Origin of the sequence: Blautia sp. HCP3S3_D9 (assembly GCF_052063845.1) — a bacterium.
GTDB lineage: Bacteria > Bacillota > Clostridia > Lachnospirales > Lachnospiraceae > Blautia_A.
This window is the reverse complement of the sequence record NZ_JBQHWS010000076.1, coordinates 1-17,122: the sequence shown is the minus strand read 5'-3', so window position 1 is coordinate 17,122 and position 17,122 is coordinate 1. Positions and strand designations below refer to the sequence as shown.

Genomic DNA, 17,122 nt, shown 5'->3' with positions numbered 1-17,122 from the left:
TATAAAAATGGAAAGCAATATGTCTGTAAAGTTTTGTTATGCAGCAGAAGCATAATCCATAATGAAAATCTTGCTTGCAATCTGCTCAAGACGATCTAAGATATCTTCAATTTTTTCAAGCACAGATGCAGTAAAAAATTCTTCTCCACATTGATCACATTTCATACATGGAACATTTTCAATAATAACATAGCAATTTTTCAGGTGTGCAAAGTATGTGGTTGTAGATTGTTCCATAGTACCATTTTTACAAGTTAGGCATCTCATTTTAAAGTCTCCTTTCTTGTTCTATAATCAGATTCCCATTTTTCCGGATCAGGGAAATATGCGGTGATGATCCGGCTGCCGGTTCCTTCATCGCTCATAACTACATGGATGATTTTATTATCCACAGAATAGCCGAAAATTAAACAACTGGGGAATGGATAATCATCTGGATATTGTTCGATAATTTCACCATCCATAATGGCATGACGAATATCTTTTATCTTGATTCCTCTTTGGCGACAACGCTCGGAAGAATGTTGTGTCATTAAAACTTTATCTTCAGTGTAGTAAGATTGTAGAGTTTTAATTTCTATCATAATGACAATATCCCTTCTTTGGATTTACAGTTATATATGTACTGTAAATAATATTATAACTTAGCTATCCGGAAAATTCAACAGACGCCAATACCCTGAACTGGAAGTTTAAACGCCAAATATCGAGCTTTTGAGCATAAAATAAGGCTTATCACTATAGTGGAAACGGTTGACAGATGGAATTTCCAATGATAATATAAATTCATTCGACATAAAAAATATTCAGTTGTATTTTTTATATATAGATATGTGAAAAACACTGTAAAATACGACAACAGGAGGGAAGAAGATGGAGAACGAAACAGTTTCCAAGAATTTTATTGAGAATATTATTGATAAAGATTTAGCAGAGGGTGTTTATGACACCGTGCATACACGTTTCCCGCCGGAACCGAATGGATATCTTCATATCGGTCATGCGAAATCTATTCTTTTAAACTATGGTCTTGCACAGGAGTATAACGGCAAATTCAATATGCGTTTTGACGATACAAACCCGACCAAAGAGAAGAGCGAGTTTGTAGAATCCATAAAAGCGGATATCAAATGGCTTGGTGCAGACTGGGAAGACAGACTGTTCTTTGCATCTGATTATTTCGACCAGATGTATGAAGCTGCTGTAAAGCTGATCCAGAAAGGAAAAGCTTATGTATGTGACCTGACAGCAGATCAGATCCGCGAATACCGTGGAACTCTTACAGAGCCAGGAAAAGAGAGTCCATACAGAAACAGAAGTGTAGAAGAGAACCTTCAGCTTTTCGAGGAGATGAAAGAAGGCAAATACGCAGACGGAGAGAAAGTACTCCGCGCAAAGATCGACATGGCATCTCCGAACATGAACATGCGTGACCCGGTTATCTATCGTGTTGCTCATATGACACATCACAGAACAGGTGACAAATGGTGCATCTATCCAATGTACGACTTTGCTCACCCGATCGAGGACGCAATTGAGGGAATCACACACTCCATCTGTACTCTGGAATTCGAGGACCACAGACCCCTGTACGACTGGGTTGTAAGAGAACTGGAATATCCGCAGCCACCGAAGCAGATCGAGTTTGCAAAACTGTACCTGACAAACGTTGTTACAGGTAAACGTTACATCAAGAAACTGGTAGAAGAAGGAATCGTAGACGGATGGGATGATCCGCGTCTGGTTTCTATCGCAGCACTGCGCCGCCGTGGATTCACACCGGAATCTATCAAGATGTTCGTAGAACTCTGCGGTGTATCTAAGGCAAACAGTTCTGTTGACTATGCAATGCTTGAGTACTGTATCCGTGAGGATCTGAAACTGAAACGTCCGCGTCTGATGGCGATCCTTGATCCGATCAAGCTTGTGATCGACAACTATCCGGAAGGCGAAGTAGAATATCTGGAAGCTCCGAACAACATGGAGAATGAAGAACTTGGTACCCGTAAGATGCCATTCGGCAGAGAACTCTACATCGAGAGAGAAGACTTCATGGTAGACCCACCTAAGAAATATAAGAGAATGTTCCCTGGCACAGAGGTTCGTCTCATGAACGCATACTTCGTAACCTGCACAGGATATGAAGCTGATGAAGATGGAACTGTACGTGTTGTACACTGTACTTATGACCCTGCAACAAAAGGCGGCAACGCACCGGACGGCAGAAAAGTAAAAGGAACCATCCACTGGGTAGAAGCAAGCCAGGCAGGAAAAGCAGAAGTACGTCTCTACGAGAATATCGTAGACGAGGAGAAAGGTGTATACAACAAAGAAGACGGTTCTCTGAATGTAAACCCGAATTCCCTGACAAAAGTGACTGCATATGTAGAGCCTGCATTGATGGAAGCGAAAGGTTACGACAGCTTCCAGTTCGTAAGAACAGGATTCTTCTGCGCAGACATCCATGACTCCAAAGAAGGCGCACCGGTATTTAACCGTATCGTATCTCTTAAGAGTTCATTCAAACTGCCAAAAGCATAAATAAAAAATAGACCATCTCATCCGGCGCTATACCAGATAAGATGGTCTTTCTTTTTTGTTGAATCCAAGAAAATAATAAACAAAGAGTGGGATTATTCTTCTGATTCAGATGCAGCGTCAATAGCTTCTTCAAAATGAGATGGCTCATCAGCGTCTTCTGCATCTTCAGCTTCTTCCTCTGCATCTTTGATTTCAACTTCTGTAGCTGTATCCTTAGTTTCTGAAGTTTCGTCCTCAGCCTGCTCGCCAGCGTGTTCTTCCCATGCCTGGAAATCTTCAGCAACTTCTTCAGCTTCAGTACTTTCCTCAGCTTTTTCTTCTTTCTCATCATTCAGATCAAAATCATCAAAATCGTCTTCAAAATCGAAGTCTTCCTTGCAGGAATTTTTCTTAGCAACAAGTGCAGCTACAGCGCCTGCAGCAGCTGCTGTAAGAGCACCTACTGCTACAAAACCCCAATATTTATTAATTTTAGCCATGATAATCGTAAACTCCTTTCAGATATTCTCCTATTTCTGCGAATATAATACAGGTCACTGACCAGTCCGTTCGTAATACTTCCGGTCAGCTATAGGTTATCCTTATTTTAATACTTTTTATCATAAAAGAAAAGCAAAACTTTAAAAAGCAAAACTTTTGCTGAAAGCAGTTGCATACCAAAAAGATACACGGTATACTATGACAGGAAAGAAGAGGTTATTTATGAAGAGAATTATTTTGGCATCTGCCTCACCCAGACGGAGAGAATTGCTGGAGCGGGCAGGCGTGAATTTCGAAGTGATACCTGCATCAGGCGAGGAGAACCGTACCTCAGATGATCCGAAAGAAGCTGTTCAGCAGCTTGCCAGAGACAAGGCGGTTTCTGTTATGCACACAGTAGAAGACAGTGAGGACGGAACCATTGTGATCGGATCTGACACAGTAGTTGTGTTTGAGAACATGATCCTTGGCAAACCTCACGATACAGAGGATGCAGTAAATACATTAAAAAAACTTCAGGGAAATACCCACCAAGTATATACCGGCGTTTCCGTATGGGAGAAGAAAGCCGGAGTCTGGACGGAACACACCTTTTATGAGAGCACAGACGTGACTTTTTACCCGGTATCAGATGAAGAAATCCGGGCATATGTTGCGACTGGAGAGCCGATGGACAAAGCCGGAAGTTATGGCATCCAGGGACTCTTCGGAATCTATGTAAAAGGAATCTGCGGAGATTACAATAATGTGGTAGGACTTCCTGTTGCCAGATTATTTTACGAAATGAAGAAATCAGGAATTGACTTGAGAGGATGACAAAAGATGATTAAGGCATGTATATTTGACTTGGATGGAACTCTGGCAGATACGCTGGATTCCATGGCATATGTGACCAATATTATTATGGAAAAATTCGGATTAAAAACACTTCCGGTCGATAACTTCAGATACTACAGCGGTGAGGGCGCAAACATGTTGATCCGCCGTGCGTTGAAAGATGCTGGTGATCCGGAACTGACTCATTACGAAGAAGGACAGAGACTTTACAGAGAAATGTTTGCAGCAGATCCGATGTATAAAGTAGTACCTTATGAAGGAATGCCGAAAACATTAAAAGAACTGAAAAAGCATGGAATGAAACTGGCAGTCTGCTCCAATAAACCGCATCCTGCAGCAGTGAAAGTAATCGCACAGCTTTTCGGAGAAGAATTCGATATGGTTGTTGGTCAGAGCGATGCCATCCGCAGAAAACCTGCACCGGACGGTCCGTTAATGGTAGCTGAGAAATTTGGCGTAAAACCGGAAGAGTGCATGTATGTAGGCGACACCAGCACAGACATGCAGACCGGAAAAGCAGCAGGAATGTTTACAGTCGGTGCACTCTGGGGCTTCCGTGACCGTAAGGAGCTGAATGAAAACGGTGCAGACCTGGTAGCAGAGAAGCCGGTCGATCTGGTAAAAATATGCGAGGAACATGGAAATGATTAAGCTGATCGCAAGTGACCTGGATGGAACATTGCTTTTGAATAAGGCACAGTCTTTACCCGAAGAAATGTTTCCACTGATCAGACAGTTAAAAGAATTGGGAATTATGTTTGTAGCGGCCAGTGGACGGCAGTATCCGAACATGACCAAACTGTTTGCGCCTGTTGCGTCGGAGATTTCCTACATTTCCGAAAATGGAGCGCTGGCAGTAGACCGTGGGGAAGTACTGTATCAGGATTCCTTTGACAGAAAACTGGCAGAGAAGATCATCTCTGCGATCATGGCAAAGAAAGATGCTGAGTTTACATGTTCTGCAAAGGATTATCACTATCTGATGCCTAAGACTCAGAAGTTCCACGATCATATGTTATACGAAGTGAAAAACGAATGCAGATTTGTGAACAGTATGGATGAGATGACAGATCCGATCATGAAGCTGGCGGTATTTGAACCGGGCGGCATTACCGATGAGTCTGTAAAATACTGGACAGGAAATTTTGGAAAAGACTGCGTTGTCGTGACATCCGGAAACGAATGGATCGATTTCGTACCGTTTGGTACAAACAAGGCAAAAGGAATCAGGGAATATCAGAATCGATATCATATTTCGCCGGAGGAATGCGTAACATTCGGAGACGAATATAATGATATAGAAATGTTAAAAGCAGTAAAATATGGCTTTGCCATGGCTCATTCCAAGGAGGGGGTACGGGCAGCAGCGTCCTATGTGACAGAACGCGTTGAACCGTTCCTTGAGAAACTGATCCGGGCAAAGGGAAACATTGAGGAGGTAATTTAAGATGTACACAGAAGAATGTATCAATACTTTTCTGGAGAACCAGGAACAGCTCTTTCCACAGCCGGTAGCAGAATCCTATGAAGCAGCAGAAGCCTTTCTTGAGGATTGTATGGCACAGGTAGTGGACTCTATTGAAGAGGTCAGAGAATATCTGGAAGAAGCAGGTGCTGATGTAGACGGAATGTCAGATGAAGAACTGGAAGATGCCAGTGAAGTCTTTGCACTGCCAGATGGTAAATACCTGATCGTAGAGGGATAATATTAAAAAATACGTAATTTGTACCGGCGGTCCCTAAGTCAGAATAAAAAAATTCTGACCTGGGGAGCCGGTATTTTTATGTCAGTGGAGGAACGGTGTCGCTGAAGCAACTTGACACAGGTAGAGAATCCAACGGGCAAGATTCTTTCGGGTGAAGAAAATACAGATTACATTTTCATGGAATGCGATGCTATAATAGCTTTATGCAGAGAATGAAAGGACTACCGCTATCTGTTGCAGACAGAATGCATGCGAACAGAAGCGGAACATCAGAAATTTATTATACAGAAAAAGGAGGACGACAGATGGAGAGAAGGAGATTTCTCGCAATCGTAATGACTGTGCTGATGGTTATTTCTATGATTCCATCCATGGTTTTTGCGGCAGCTCCGTCAGGAGAGCTGGGTGGTAAGCTTAAGATTAAGGGGCTTGCAGCTGTAGGAGTAAGTCTGAGCGCAGATTACTCAAAAATCACACCAGAGGGAGTGACTGATGAAGATTTTACTTTTTCATGGTCAAGACAGACGGATGACAAGCAACTGACACAGGTAGGTACTGAGAAGACTTACACGATTACTCAGGATGACCTGGGATATAAACTGGTGCTTGATCTTACACCAGTAGATGGCAGTGTACTTACAGGCACACTTATAGCGAAGACTTTAGAAGTTGTTTCTACAGAAGAAGAGGCTAAGGCAGTGGCAGAGCAGACTCCGGAGGAAGAGGAAGGTGCTTTGTTGGAAGAAACTACAGATGAAACGAATTATGAGAATGCAGATGAGACAGAGAATGTACAGGCTTCTGGAACCCCGGATGCGAATGAAGAACAGGCATCAGAGAATCAGAATGTAGAGAATGCTCAGCAGGATGAGACTCAGGATACACAGGCACAGCCGGAGGAAGCTCAGGTTGCTTATGATGAAGAGAATACCCAGGATACTTCATCAGAGGAAACGTATAATGAGACAGACAATACAGAGGAAACTGACGATTCCCAGATGAAGATCTATACAGAAGATCAGCTTCAGATAGATGAGAATGGAAATGTACAGACAGATGAATCTGACAAAGGAAGCGAAGAGCCATATGAAGCAACAGCTACAGTAGATGGCAGCGAGGACCAGATCTGCGATTTTGGAACAATCGGCAGTGATACAGAAGATTTAGAAGCTCAGTTTGTCAAGATTACCAATACTGGAAGCGAGACACTGAATTTTCTGGCAATCAGTCCGGAGCATTTTATGGCAGAAGATATAGAAGAACCGTTGGAACCAGGCGATTCCATAAATGTATGGGTACAGCCTCGTAAGGGATTGGATGCAGGAGACTATGATGATATGGTCACATATCAGACAGAGGAAGGTACAGAGGTATCTTTTGAAGCAAAAGTATCTGTAGAAGGTACAGGAGATGCGACAGATGATGAACAGGATCCTCTTGATAAAGTTACAATGGATGATGCAATCGATACTGCATCAGATTTAAAGTCCAATGGAGCTTCTGAAGAAGGCGACAGTGACCAGACAGATAACGTTGAAACTCCATCCACAAAGGATGATGCAGTTGTAAATCCAGATGAAGAACCGGGCGCAGATAATAATACAGATGCAACTCTGGAAGCACAGTCTCTGGATGCGAATACAGGAAGCCTCAGTTTCAGCGATATTGAGGAGAACTATACAACAGCTAATGAGACACTGTCTGTAACAATAACAAATACAGGAGACAGTACGGTTACTTTAAAAGTTCCACAGTCAGAATATTTCGATATTATGGCAGAGGATGGAAGTGAAGCAGTATCCGGTGTACAGATTGCCAAAGGGGAATCTGTGATGTTTATGGTACACCCGAAGGCCGGACTTGTGAAAGGTAATTACAGCGATACATTGATCTTTTCCAGTGAAGAGGATTCAGAGGTTGCTGCGCAGGTAACAGCAGAAGTTTCTGTAAAAGAAGCACAGCAGGAACAGATCACAGAAGTGCAGACAGATCCTGCAACTATTAATTATGACAGCCTGAAAGAAGGTTATGACACTCCTGAAAGTACAACAGTGACACTTACGAATACAGGAAACACAACCGTATCGCTGATTCAGCCGACAGCAGAGAACTTTAATATCGGAGATCTTACTGCATCTGTTTTGGATCCGGGAGATACTGCATCCTTTACAGTAACACCTGTAACTGGTCTTACAGTAGGAAGTTACGTGGACAGTATCCAGATCATGCGGAACAATGATAACGGAGAACAGGAAGTTTTGACAACAGTAAATGCAGCGATCACTGTTTCGGAAGTGGAAAAAGTCTACAAATTATCTGTAAACCCGACAGCTCTGGATTTCGGAAATACAAAGGCTGGATACAATGAAGCGCCGAAGGCACAGAAGGTTACAGTAACAAATGAAGGAAACACAAATGTGACATTATATGCGCCATCTGCTTCTAACTTCAAAATCGGTAAACTTTCCGCAGCAGAACTTGCGCCGGGAGAGAGTTGTACATTTAAGATCCGTCCGAAAGATGGACTGGAGGCAGGTTCCTATACGGAGACGATCACAATTGACAATGAGCAGAATATCAGTGCAAAAGTCAATGTCAGCTTTATTGTAAAGGCAGTACGTAAGGCAAAGATCGCGGACCCTGCAGATAATAAGATCACAGGAATCAGCTCAGATGGATATACCACACAGTCCAAGATCACTTTCACAGCAGTTGGAGCAGGTATGGACAATGAGAGTCCTGGAAAAGGTGATGTCCGTTACGTGCCATATAACTGGAAAGTTATCAATACAAACAGTTGGAGCAGTGCACCTTATACAGCAGCATTTGGAATTACAAAAGCAGGAACTTATACTCTGACAGTTGTATTTGACCAGCAGAAGTATAATGGAAGTGAGTGGGAGAATACCGGAGAACAGGATACCAAACAGGTAAACTTCAATATTACTCAGGCCCAGACTGTTACAGCAACTCCAACTCCACAGCCAAACGGAGCAACGACAAAATCCGCAGTAAAAACAGGTGATAATACTCCGATTGCACCATTCGTGCTTATCCTGGCAGTTGCAGTCGGATGTATTGCAGGCGTTGTAATCTATAAAAAGAAAAATAAATAGAAACAAATTATTAGCACTCATTTTAAATGAGTGCTAATTTTTTCTTGACTTTTGAGATAAATGGTATTACTATATCTCTCAGAGATGCAACTTATGGAAGTCAGAAGCTATTTTGAGGGAGAAATAAAAGAGAGTAGTTTTGACATCCAACTGTTAGAGTGTGTTTGAGAAATTCAAATACACTCTAGAGCGTGCAGATTGCGGGAATGTTTTTTCAAACACGCTCTAAGACAAGTAGGAAAGCAGAGAATTGACAGAAAAAAGTTGCAGCAAATGTATCTGTTCAGTATCTTGCGAAATAGCAGATCGCTGAATAGTTACCAGTAAATACCTATAAAATAAAAAGGAGTGTGGACAGCATGGCTGTAAAACATGGAAGTTTATCAATCAACAGTGAAAATATTTTCCCGATTATCAAGAAATGGTTATATTCCGACCATGATATTTTTGTAAGAGAGCTGGTTTCCAATGGATGCGATGCTATTACAAAACTGAAAAAGCTGGAAGTAATGGGAGAGTATTCTTTCCCGGAAGGTTATAAACCAGAGATTCAGGTAATCGTAAATCCTGATGAGAAGACTCTGAAATTTATCGATAATGGTATTGGTATGACTGCTGAAGAAGTAGAGAAATACATTACCCAGATTGCTTTTTCCGGCGCAACTCAGTTCCTTGAGAAATATAAAGACAAAACAACAGATGACCAGATCATCGGTCATTTTGGACTTGGTTTTTATTCTGCGTTCATGGTAGCAGATGAAGTACACATTGACACTCTTTCTTATACAGAAGGTGCACAGCCTGTACACTGGACCTGCGATGGCGGAACAGAATATGACATCCGGGAAGGAAACAAGAACACAGTTGGTACAGAGATCACACTGTTCCTGAACGAAGACTGCCTGGAATTCGCAAATGAATACCGTATGCGTGAAATCCTTGAAAAATACTGTTCCTTTATGCCGGTTCATATTTATCTTTCCAAAGCAAATGCACCACAGGAATATGAGACAATTGATGAATCTGAATTAAGAGACGATGATGTAGTTGTTGAACATATTCATGAAGATGCAAAGACAGAAGAGAAAGAGAATGAAAACGGCGAGAAAGAAGTAGTTGAAGTTTCTCCTGCAAAGGATAAAGTAAAGATTAACAAACGTCCGGTTTCTATCAGTGATATTAATCCTCTTTGGATGAAACATCCGAATGAATGCACAGATGATGAATACAAAGAGTTCTACCGCAAAGTATTTATGGATTACAAGGAGCCGTTATTCTGGATCCATCTGAACATGGATTATCCGTTTAACTTAAAAGGTATCCTGTACTTCCCGAAAATCAATACAGAATACGATTCCATTGAAGGAACTATCAAACTGTACAATAATCAGGTATTCATCGCAGACAATATTAAGGAAGTAATTCCTGAATTCCTGCTTCTGCTCAAAGGTGTGATCGATTGTCCGGATCTTCCGCTGAACGTATCCAGAAGTGCACTTCAGAACGACGGATTTGTACAGAAGATTTCTGAGTACATTTCCAAGAAGGTAGCAGACAAGCTGACTGGAATGTGCAAGACAGATCGTGAATCTTATGAGAAATACTGGGATGACATCAGCCCATTTATCAAATATGGCTGCATCAAAGACAGCAAGTTTGCAGAGAAGATGGGAGACTATGTACTTTTCAAGAACCTTGATGGCAAATACCTCACATTGAAAGACTGTATCGAAGAGAATAAGAAAGAAGACGCAGAAGCTCAGACAGAAGAGAAGAAAGAAGATACAGCAGCAGACGAGAACAAGGATGCACAGGAAAAAGAGCCTGAGAAGACAATTATCTTCTATGTAACTGATGAAGTTCAGCAGAGCCAGTACATCAATATGTTTAAAGAAGCAGGAAAAGACGCTGTTATTCTGAAACACAACATTGACAGTGCGTTTATTTCAAGCCTTGAGCAGAAACATCAGGATGTACAGTTTAAGCGTATCGATGCTGACTTGACTGAGGAAATGAAAGGCGAAGGTACTACTGACGAAGAAACAGTAAAAGCACTGACAGAACTTTTCCGTAAGAACCTTCACAAAGATAAACTGGAAGTACGTGTAGAGAATCTCAAGAATGAGAGTGTATCTGCAATGGTGACACTTTCTGAAGAGAGCCGCCGTATGCAGGATATGATGAGAATGTACAATATGTATGGAATGGATCCGAACATGTTTGGCGGACAGGAAACACTTATCCTGAATGCAAATCATCCTCTGGTTAAATATCTGGCAGAGAACAAAGAGTCTGACAAAGCTCCGGTAATCTGCGAGCAGTTATATGACCTTGCAATGATGAGTCACAAACAGCTTTCACCTGAAGAAATGACCAAGTTTGTTCAGAGAAGCAATGAAATTCTTCTAATGATAGCAAAATAATTGAGAGTGCTGTGTGCCAGTGGTGCATGTTTAGCATCGATCATAGTGAACGAAGATATAATGTAAATTTTGAAAAAGGGTGGTCTGGAAGAACAATCTGGACTACTCTTTTTGAATTATAAGTATTGACAAATGTCTTATAAATTTTTATGATTAATTTGCTGATATATATGTCGAATTCATGGAAAATACAATGACATCCCAACAATAAATGTCGTAACTCTTCTTTACATTATCAGGAAATGTGTGTAAATAAGTGAGAACTCCAGACCTGTGATAATACTGGTATGGAAAGTTGGGAGGAAAGATATATGGTAGAAGTATATGGAATTATTAGAAAATTAGGAGCAACATCAAAGTACAAGGGTTATTATTATGTTGCAGATGCTGTAAAAATGGCACAGGGAATTCATGAACGTCCTGTGAAAGTTACAAAAGATATTTATCCTGCTATTGCAAGAAAATATAAATCAACACCATCAAATGTAGAGCATAATATAAGGACATTAGTAAACTTATGCTGGGTGAATCATAAAGATACACTGGAAGAAATCGCCGGATGTACAATGGTGGATAAGCCTACTAACAGTGAATTTATAGATATTCTGGTTTACTACCTGCATTACGGGCAGAAGACAGCGGTCAATGACTAGATAGATTACAGTTTTTCGCAGGAAATGTGATGACTGGAGAAAAAAGTAATCAGGGAATCGTCCCAGAGATGTTCTAGGCGTTTGTCCAGACAGAAAGAAGCATAAGAAACACCTGTTGTACACAATAATGCCTGATTTTTATATTGAATATTCAGATAAAAATTGCGGACAGGAATATCTGTGACAGAGCTTTCGTTCTTTAGCAGAGCCAGTGTCTGATTATGAGAGAGCTCAAATACGATTTTAAAGTTTAAAGGAGTACGCCTGCCGCGTATGATAGAGAAACAGTAGGCCTTTACATTTTCCCATAGAGAATATTCCGCAGACTTTTCAAGTAGCGAGGTTTTTGCTTCTGTATCAAAAAAATCGTATTGAAGTTTACCGTCGATTGTAAATGTATTGAAGGTTGTAATGGTTGCTTCAACAAAAGAAAAGCAATCAAATACTTCACCAACCAGGAGCTTATTCATAAAATCTTTGATATCAATAATTTTTAAAGCAAGCATATAACACCTCTCTGACGACACATTTCTGATTATTTTTTTCATGGATTCAACAGCGCTCCCTGCAAGAATGCGAGGAGCGTTTTTTTATTATAAATCACTTTTAAAAAAAAGAACAGAGTTTTTGAGAAAAAGTCTTTTCAAACGTAGATCAGTATGATAATATATATCTGGTATTGAATACTACATATAATGGAAAAGAGGACGATATAATTGAGATATAAGATTGTCATAGATAGTTGTGGAGAACTTTTAGATGAATGGAAGAACGATGAACGTTTTGAATCTGTTCCGCTGACACTGATGGTGGGAGCAGAGCAGATCATAGATGATGAAACATTTAATCAGGCAGATTTCCTTAAGAAAGTAGCTGCCTGCCCGGAGTGTCCGAAATCAGCCTGCCCGTCACCGGAGAGATATATGAGAGCATATGACTGCGAAGCAGAACACATTTATGCAGTAACATTATCATCTGAACTGAGTGGATCTTATAACAGTGCATTACTTGGAAGAAATCTTGTGCTGGAAGATCATCCGGAGAAGAAAATCCACGTATTTAATTCACGTTCCGCATCCATCGGCCAGTCACTGATCGGGATGAAGATCCGGGAATGCGAAGAAGCAGGAATGAGTTTTGAGGACGTTGTAGAAACAGTAGAACATTACATTGAAGGGCAGCATACATTTTTTGTACTTGAAAATCTCGATACATTAAGAAAGAATGGCCGTCTCAGCAAGGTAAAAGCTTTAGTTGCAAGCGCACTGAAGATCAAACCAGTTATGGGATCCACAGATGAGGGAAGTATCTGTCAGCTGGATCAGGCCAGAGGAATGAACCGTGCTATGATCAAAATGGTAGAACAGGTCATTGAGAAAACCCCTGACAGCGCAGACAAGACACTGGCTATCAGCCACTGCAACTGTCCTGCAAGAGCTCAGGTGCTTAAAGAAGCCTTTGAAGAGAGAATGAAACTTGCGAAGATCATAGTTCTCGATACAGCGGGTGTCAGCTCTATGTATGCAAACGATGGTGGCGTGATCGTTGCTGTATAAGCAGATCTTTTAGCTGTGAAAGTTTTCTGATGATGACGTGATATGCAAAAATACGAAAATGGATTAACTATTTTCTTTTGTAAAAAAGTGTGCTATAATCAGAAAATACGAAATATTGATGCAAAGGAGATCTATCATGAGCCAGAAGAAAGTCGATGCTTATAAGGCCAGAAAAGGACAGAGAAGCAAAGCAGACAAAAAAGAAAGAATGCTTTTTGGACTGGAAATGTTTGCCTGGGCATTTATTTGCGTTGTAATTGTTGGATGGATTGGCTATTCTGCATATGTAAAAGTAACAGGAGCCAAGGAGAGTGTGGTTCAGAATACAGTAATGGATACTACTGCACTTGATAACTACATTTCAAATCTGTCAACAGACACAACAGATAATACCGACAGCACAGACGCCGATACTGCAGATACAGATGAAGAAGATACAACCGCTTCTGCAGACGCAGACAGCGAAGATGCAGCCGCAGCAGACACAACCGCAGATACCTCTGAAACAGATGCTGTAACAGAGACAGAATCTGCAGACACAGAAGAAGCAGCTGACGATACAGAAGCAGAAGATGCATCAGATGATACTGCAGCCGCAGATGATTCTGAAACAGATACAACAGATTCCGCTTCAACAACAGACAGCACAGATGCTGAATAAAATTAAATGAAATCAGATAAGTCCCCTGCCGTGATTACGAAGAGTGATAAGCAGAGGACTTATTTATTATCTATAATTATAAGAAGAAATCCCGCAGGCAGGATTTGTTGCTGAAATAAAAAATCCCCGGATGATCCGGGGATTTTTTGAGGTTTAATCCGTATAGAAAAGTGCGGAATTCAATCCTCTGTCGTTAACAAAAATTATAAACAGTTATGAATTATAATTTTGTAACGTTTGCAGCCTGCATGCCACGAGCGCCTTCTGTTAAGTCGTATGTTACAGCCTGGCCTTCTTCAAGGGATTTGAATCCTTCACCATTGATAGCGGAGAAATGTACAAATACGTCTGCACCGTCTTCACCAGTGATAAATCCGTAACCTTTTTCTGCGTTGAACCATTTTACAGTTCCCTTGTTCATGTTGTTACCTCCATAAAAAATAAAAAAATTATATAGTTTCTGGCAAATAAAAAATCACCAGATTTTACAGATTATATACTGTTATATAATCTCTAAAAACCAGTGACTATACATTAAATAATCCAGATATGAATTGATTATATCTCCCGTATTTTGAATTGTCAAGCAAAAAAGACTTGGCGAAAGCAAAAAAAGGACTTTATAAAACGCATGGTTTCGTGTATTATGTATATCAGAAAGTTACTGCCTGTAACCGGCTATTCTATGAAGTACATAAGAAAGAGCCGGACAGACAGCAGCAATATGTAAATTATGTAATATCAAGGAACAGAGAGGAACTGCTTTTAAGATATTAACAGGATGCATCAGACCACAACGAAGGGAGAGAATTACATGGGTATTCTGATTCGTGGCGGACGTATCGTAGATGCGGCCACTGATACTGATAAAAAGGGCGATATTTATCTGGAAGATGGAGTGATCACTGACATCGGTGACAAACTTGAAGTAAAGGACAAGAGTGACAGAGTGATAGATGCGAAAGGATGCCTGGTCATGCCGGGACTGATCGATCTTCACGTACACTTCAGAGATCCGGGTCAGACACAGAAAGAGGACATAGAGACGGGCTCCCAGGCAGCAGCCAGAGGCGGAGTGACAACTGTAATTGCCATGCCGAACACTACACCTGTCATCGACAATCCTGACCGTGTAAATTACGTACATAACAAAGCCGCACAGCTTGCAGGAATCCACGTACTCCAGGCAGGCGCCATCACACAGGGCGAGAAAGGTCAGGAACTTTCCGACATTGAAGGAATGGTAAAAGCAGGAATACCTGCACTTTCCGAAGACGGCAAATCTGTTATGAACACTATGCTCTGCAAAGAAGCTATGGAAGTGGCAAAGAAATTAAACGTACCGATCTTTGCACACTGCGAGGATATCGACCTGCGCGGTGACGGATGCATGAATGATGATGAAAATGCAAAGAGACTCGGACTTCCGGGCATCTGCAATGCAGTAGAGGATGTGATCGCAGCCAGAGATATTCTTCTGGCAAGAGAGACAGGCGCAAGACTTCATCTCTGCCACTGCTCCACAGAGGGCGTTGCGAAGATGATGGAGATCGTGAAAGAAGAGGGACTGGACAACATCACAGCAGAAGTTTGCCCACATCATTTCATCCTTACTTCCGATGATATCAAAACAGACGATCCGAATTACAAAATGAACCCGCCTCTCCGTACAAAGAAAGACGTTGATGCGCTGATCAAAGGCCTGAAAGATGGTTCATTCAAAGTGATCAGCACAGACCACGCACCGCACGCAGTACCTGAAAAGACAGGCTCTATCCGAAACGCAGCATTCGGTATTGTAGGAGTTGAGACAAGCTTTGCCTTATCCTACACAGCACTGGTAGAAACAGGAATCCTCACACTCACACAGCTAATCGAGAAAATGAGCTGGAATCCGGCACAGATCCTCGGCAGTGACAGAGGAACTATCCAGAAAGGCCATCCTGCCGACATTGTCATCGCAGATATTGACCATGAATATAAAATAGATAAAAACGAATTTGCATCCAAGGGACGCAACACACCATTTGACGGATGGAAAGTAAAAGGAAAAATCCTTTATACGATCTGCGACGGCAAAGTGGTATATCAGAACGCCTAAAGAGGGTAACTGTTAAGTATCTGGCAGAATAGCAGACTGCTGAACAGTTACAATTAATTCTATAGAATATCAACATTCAGGAGGAAATACTCATGATCAACAAACTTATCGAAAAAATCCAGAAAACAAACGCTCCTATCGTAGTAGGACTGGATCCAATGCTTAACTATATCCCACAGCACATCCAGCAGAAAGCATTCTCAGAACTGGGTGAGACCTTAGAGGGTGCAGCAGAAGCAATCTGGCAGTACAATAAAGGAATCGTAGATGCAGTCAGTGACCTGATCCCTGCAGTAAAACCACAGATCGCAATGTACGAACAGTTCGGCATCCCAGGCTTAATGGCATACAAGAGAACTGTTGACTACTGTAAAGAAAAAGGCCTTGTGATCATCGGTGATATCAAACGTGGTGACATCGGTTCAACATCTGCCGCATATGCAGTAGGCCACCTTGGAAAAGTTCAGGTAGGAAGCAACAAAATCGCAGGATTTGACGAAGACTTCGCAACTGTAAATCCATACTTCGGTTCAGACGGTGTAAAACCATTTATCGATGTATGCAAAGAAGAGAACAAAGGTATCTTCGTACTTGTTAAAACATCCAACCCGTCCAGCGGTGAATTTCAGGACAGAATCATCGACGGACGTCCGCTTTATGAGTGGGTTGGTGAGAAAGTTGCACAGTGGGGTGAAGAGCACATGGGAAATGGCTACAGCTATGTAGGGGCAGTAGTAGGTGCGACCTATCCTGAAATGGGAAAAACACTCCGTAAGATCATGCCGAATACATTTATCCTTGTACCTGGATACGGTGCACAGGGCGGAAAAGGCGCAGACCTTGTACACTTCTTCAATGAAGATGGACTTGGTGCGATCGTTAACTCTTCCCGTGGAATCATTGCAGCTTACAAGCAGGAGAAATATGCTTCCTTTGGTGAATTAAACTATGCAGATGCATCCCGTCAGGCAGTAAAAGACATGATCGAAGACATCAGCAGCGCTTTAAACAATCGCTAGGAGGACAGCATGAGCGAGAAGAAAAGAGA

19 protein-coding genes are annotated in these 17,122 nt (G+C 41.5%); 14 read left to right on the top strand and 5 right to left on the bottom strand.

Annotated features, from left to right (window positions below; all coding sequences use genetic code 11):
• Nucleotides 1–36: 36 nt before the first annotated feature.
• Together ACTNES_RS13655 and ACTNES_RS13650 are read right to left on the bottom strand one after the other, a co-directional pair.
• Nucleotides 37–267: a type II toxin-antitoxin system MqsA family antitoxin gene (locus tag ACTNES_RS13655; protein ID WP_291804799.1), complete on the bottom strand. Its 231-nt coding sequence runs from the start codon at nt 265–267 to the stop codon at nt 37–39.
• Nucleotides 264–584: a DUF4258 domain-containing protein gene (locus ACTNES_RS13650; protein WP_291804802.1), complete on the bottom strand. Its 321-nt coding sequence runs from the start codon at nt 582–584 to the stop codon at nt 264–266. The genes ACTNES_RS13655 and ACTNES_RS13650 overlap by 4 nt, the downstream gene beginning before the upstream one ends.
• 289 nt (nt 585–873) lie before the next feature.
• Between ACTNES_RS13650 and ACTNES_RS13645 the strand changes: the two genes are divergently transcribed.
• Nucleotides 874–2,541: a glutamine--tRNA ligase/YqeY domain fusion protein gene (locus ACTNES_RS13645; RefSeq protein ID WP_216460412.1), complete on the top strand. Its 1,668-nt coding sequence runs from the start codon at nt 874–876 to the stop codon at nt 2,539–2,541.
• Between the two features lie 92 nt (nt 2,542–2,633).
• On the opposite strand, the gene ACTNES_RS13640 is transcribed toward ACTNES_RS13645, so the two are convergent.
• A complete protein-coding gene (locus tag ACTNES_RS13640; protein WP_291804807.1) occupies nt 2,634–3,020 on the bottom strand; it encodes a hypothetical protein in 387 nt (128 codons plus the stop codon).
• Nucleotides 3,021–3,243: 223 nt separating this feature from the next.
• Here ACTNES_RS13640 and ACTNES_RS13635 point away from each other — a divergent pair, with 223 nt between their 5' ends.
• The 8 genes from ACTNES_RS13635 (at nt 3,244) to ACTNES_RS13600 (ending at nt 11,756) form a co-directional block, all read left to right on the top strand.
• Nucleotides 3,244–3,837: a Maf family protein gene (locus tag ACTNES_RS13635; RefSeq protein WP_216460414.1), complete on the top strand. Its 594-nt coding sequence runs from the start codon at nt 3,244–3,246 to the stop codon at nt 3,835–3,837.
• Between the two features lie 6 nt (nt 3,838–3,843).
• Complete coding sequence (locus tag ACTNES_RS13630; protein WP_320813022.1) at nt 3,844–4,509, top strand: HAD family hydrolase; 666 nt, start codon at nt 3,844–3,846, stop codon at nt 4,507–4,509.
• Nucleotides 4,496–5,305, top strand: a complete 810-nt coding sequence (locus tag ACTNES_RS13625; protein ID WP_441039673.1) for an HAD family hydrolase — start codon at nt 4,496–4,498, stop codon at nt 5,303–5,305. Before ACTNES_RS13630 ends, ACTNES_RS13625 begins: the two co-directional genes overlap by 14 nt.
• Before the next feature lies 1 nt (nt 5,306).
• A complete protein-coding gene (locus ACTNES_RS13620) occupies nt 5,307–5,564 on the top strand; it encodes a glyoxalase (RefSeq protein ID WP_216460417.1) in 258 nt (85 codons plus the stop codon).
• Nucleotides 5,565–5,869: 305 nt separating this feature from the next.
• Nucleotides 5,870–8,680 carry a hypothetical protein gene (locus ACTNES_RS13615; RefSeq protein ID WP_441039671.1) on the top strand — a complete coding sequence of 937 codons (2,811 nt, stop codon included), beginning with the start codon at nt 5,870–5,872 and terminating at the stop codon, nt 8,678–8,680.
• Between the two features lie 191 nt (nt 8,681–8,871).
• Nucleotides 8,872–8,934 (top strand): hypothetical protein, encoded by a 63-nt coding sequence (locus ACTNES_RS13610; RefSeq protein WP_441039678.1) that lies wholly within the window; start codon nt 8,872–8,874, stop codon nt 8,932–8,934.
• Nucleotides 8,935–9,039: 105 nt separating this feature from the next.
• The gene (gene htpG, locus ACTNES_RS13605; protein WP_291804816.1) at nt 9,040–11,103 is read left to right on the top strand and encodes a molecular chaperone HtpG; all 2,064 of its coding nucleotides are present in this window, start codon (nt 9,040–9,042) and stop codon (nt 11,101–11,103) included.
• 311 nt (nt 11,104–11,414) lie between these two features.
• Nucleotides 11,415–11,756, top strand: coding sequence for a sporulation initiation factor Spo0A C-terminal domain-containing protein (locus ACTNES_RS13600; RefSeq protein ID WP_216460419.1), 342 nt, complete (start codon nt 11,415–11,417; stop codon nt 11,754–11,756).
• Between the two features lie 5 nt (nt 11,757–11,761).
• Here ACTNES_RS13600 and ACTNES_RS13595 read toward each other — a convergent pair whose 3' ends face one another.
• Complete coding sequence (locus ACTNES_RS13595) at nt 11,762–12,262, bottom strand: DUF5721 family protein (protein WP_291804820.1); 501 nt, start codon at nt 12,260–12,262, stop codon at nt 11,762–11,764.
• 210 nt (nt 12,263–12,472) lie between these two features.
• Between ACTNES_RS13595 and ACTNES_RS13590 the strand changes: the two genes are divergently transcribed.
• Nucleotides 12,473–13,312, top strand: coding sequence for a DegV family protein (locus tag ACTNES_RS13590; RefSeq protein WP_291815884.1), 840 nt, complete (start codon nt 12,473–12,475; stop codon nt 13,310–13,312).
• Between the two features lie 136 nt (nt 13,313–13,448).
• Nucleotides 13,449–13,973: a hypothetical protein gene (locus ACTNES_RS13585; RefSeq protein ID WP_291804825.1), complete on the top strand. Its 525-nt coding sequence runs from the start codon at nt 13,449–13,451 to the stop codon at nt 13,971–13,973.
• A 220-nt stretch (nt 13,974–14,193) separates the two neighbouring features.
• Here the strand turns inward: ACTNES_RS13585 and ACTNES_RS13580 are convergent, their stop codons facing one another.
• Entirely contained in the window at nt 14,194–14,394 is a 201-nt protein-coding gene (locus ACTNES_RS13580) for a cold-shock protein (protein WP_008705499.1), read from the bottom strand.
• Nucleotides 14,395–14,570: 176 nt separating this feature from the next.
• On the opposite strand from ACTNES_RS13580, the gene ACTNES_RS13575 reads away from it, so the two are divergent.
• The 3 genes from ACTNES_RS13575 (at nt 14,571) to pyrF (ending at nt 17,093) form a co-directional block, all read left to right on the top strand.
• Nucleotides 14,571–14,750: a hypothetical protein gene (locus tag ACTNES_RS13575; protein WP_291804842.1), complete on the top strand. Its 180-nt coding sequence runs from the start codon at nt 14,571–14,573 to the stop codon at nt 14,748–14,750.
• A gap of 37 nt (nt 14,751–14,787) precedes the next feature.
• Nucleotides 14,788–16,074, top strand: a complete 1,287-nt coding sequence (locus tag ACTNES_RS13570) for a dihydroorotase (RefSeq protein WP_216460424.1) — start codon at nt 14,788–14,790, stop codon at nt 16,072–16,074.
• 92 nt (nt 16,075–16,166) lie between these two features.
• Complete coding sequence (gene pyrF / locus ACTNES_RS13565) at nt 16,167–17,093, top strand: orotidine-5'-phosphate decarboxylase (RefSeq protein WP_291804846.1); 927 nt, start codon at nt 16,167–16,169, stop codon at nt 17,091–17,093.
• The last annotated feature ends 29 nt before the right edge of the window (nt 17,094–17,122 follow it).

What these genes read in the sequence shown, in the direction of transcription:
- ACTNES_RS13655 (WP_291804799.1), bottom strand. Translation starts at nt 267, where the DNA reads ATGAGATGCCTAACTTGTAAAAATGGTACTATGGAACAATCTACAACC.
- ACTNES_RS13650 (WP_291804802.1), bottom strand. Translation starts at nt 584, where the DNA reads ATGATAGAAATTAAAACTCTACAATCTTACTACACTGAAGATAAAGTT.
- ACTNES_RS13645 (WP_216460412.1), top strand. Translation starts at nt 874, where the DNA reads ATGGAGAACGAAACAGTTTCCAAGAATTTTATTGAGAATATTATTGAT.
- ACTNES_RS13640 (WP_291804807.1), bottom strand. Translation starts at nt 3,020, where the DNA reads ATGGCTAAAATTAATAAATATTGGGGTTTTGTAGCAGTAGGTGCTCTT.
- ACTNES_RS13635 (WP_216460414.1), top strand. Translation starts at nt 3,244, where the DNA reads ATGAAGAGAATTATTTTGGCATCTGCCTCACCCAGACGGAGAGAATTG.
- ACTNES_RS13630 (WP_320813022.1), top strand. Translation starts at nt 3,844, where the DNA reads ATGATTAAGGCATGTATATTTGACTTGGATGGAACTCTGGCAGATACG.
- ACTNES_RS13625 (WP_441039673.1), top strand. Translation starts at nt 4,496, where the DNA reads ATGGAAATGATTAAGCTGATCGCAAGTGACCTGGATGGAACATTGCTT.
- ACTNES_RS13620 (WP_216460417.1), top strand. Translation starts at nt 5,307, where the DNA reads ATGTACACAGAAGAATGTATCAATACTTTTCTGGAGAACCAGGAACAG.
- ACTNES_RS13615 (WP_441039671.1), top strand. Translation starts at nt 5,870, where the DNA reads ATGGAGAGAAGGAGATTTCTCGCAATCGTAATGACTGTGCTGATGGTT.
- htpG (WP_291804816.1), top strand. Translation starts at nt 9,040, where the DNA reads ATGGCTGTAAAACATGGAAGTTTATCAATCAACAGTGAAAATATTTTC.
- ACTNES_RS13600 (WP_216460419.1), top strand. Translation starts at nt 11,415, where the DNA reads ATGGTAGAAGTATATGGAATTATTAGAAAATTAGGAGCAACATCAAAG.
- ACTNES_RS13595 (WP_291804820.1), bottom strand. Translation starts at nt 12,262, where the DNA reads ATGCTTGCTTTAAAAATTATTGATATCAAAGATTTTATGAATAAGCTC.
- ACTNES_RS13585 (WP_291804825.1), top strand. Translation starts at nt 13,449, where the DNA reads ATGAGCCAGAAGAAAGTCGATGCTTATAAGGCCAGAAAAGGACAGAGA.
- ACTNES_RS13580 (WP_008705499.1), bottom strand. Translation starts at nt 14,394, where the DNA reads ATGAACAAGGGAACTGTAAAATGGTTCAACGCAGAAAAAGGTTACGGA.
- ACTNES_RS13570 (WP_216460424.1), top strand. Translation starts at nt 14,788, where the DNA reads ATGGGTATTCTGATTCGTGGCGGACGTATCGTAGATGCGGCCACTGAT.
- pyrF (WP_291804846.1), top strand. Translation starts at nt 16,167, where the DNA reads ATGATCAACAAACTTATCGAAAAAATCCAGAAAACAAACGCTCCTATC.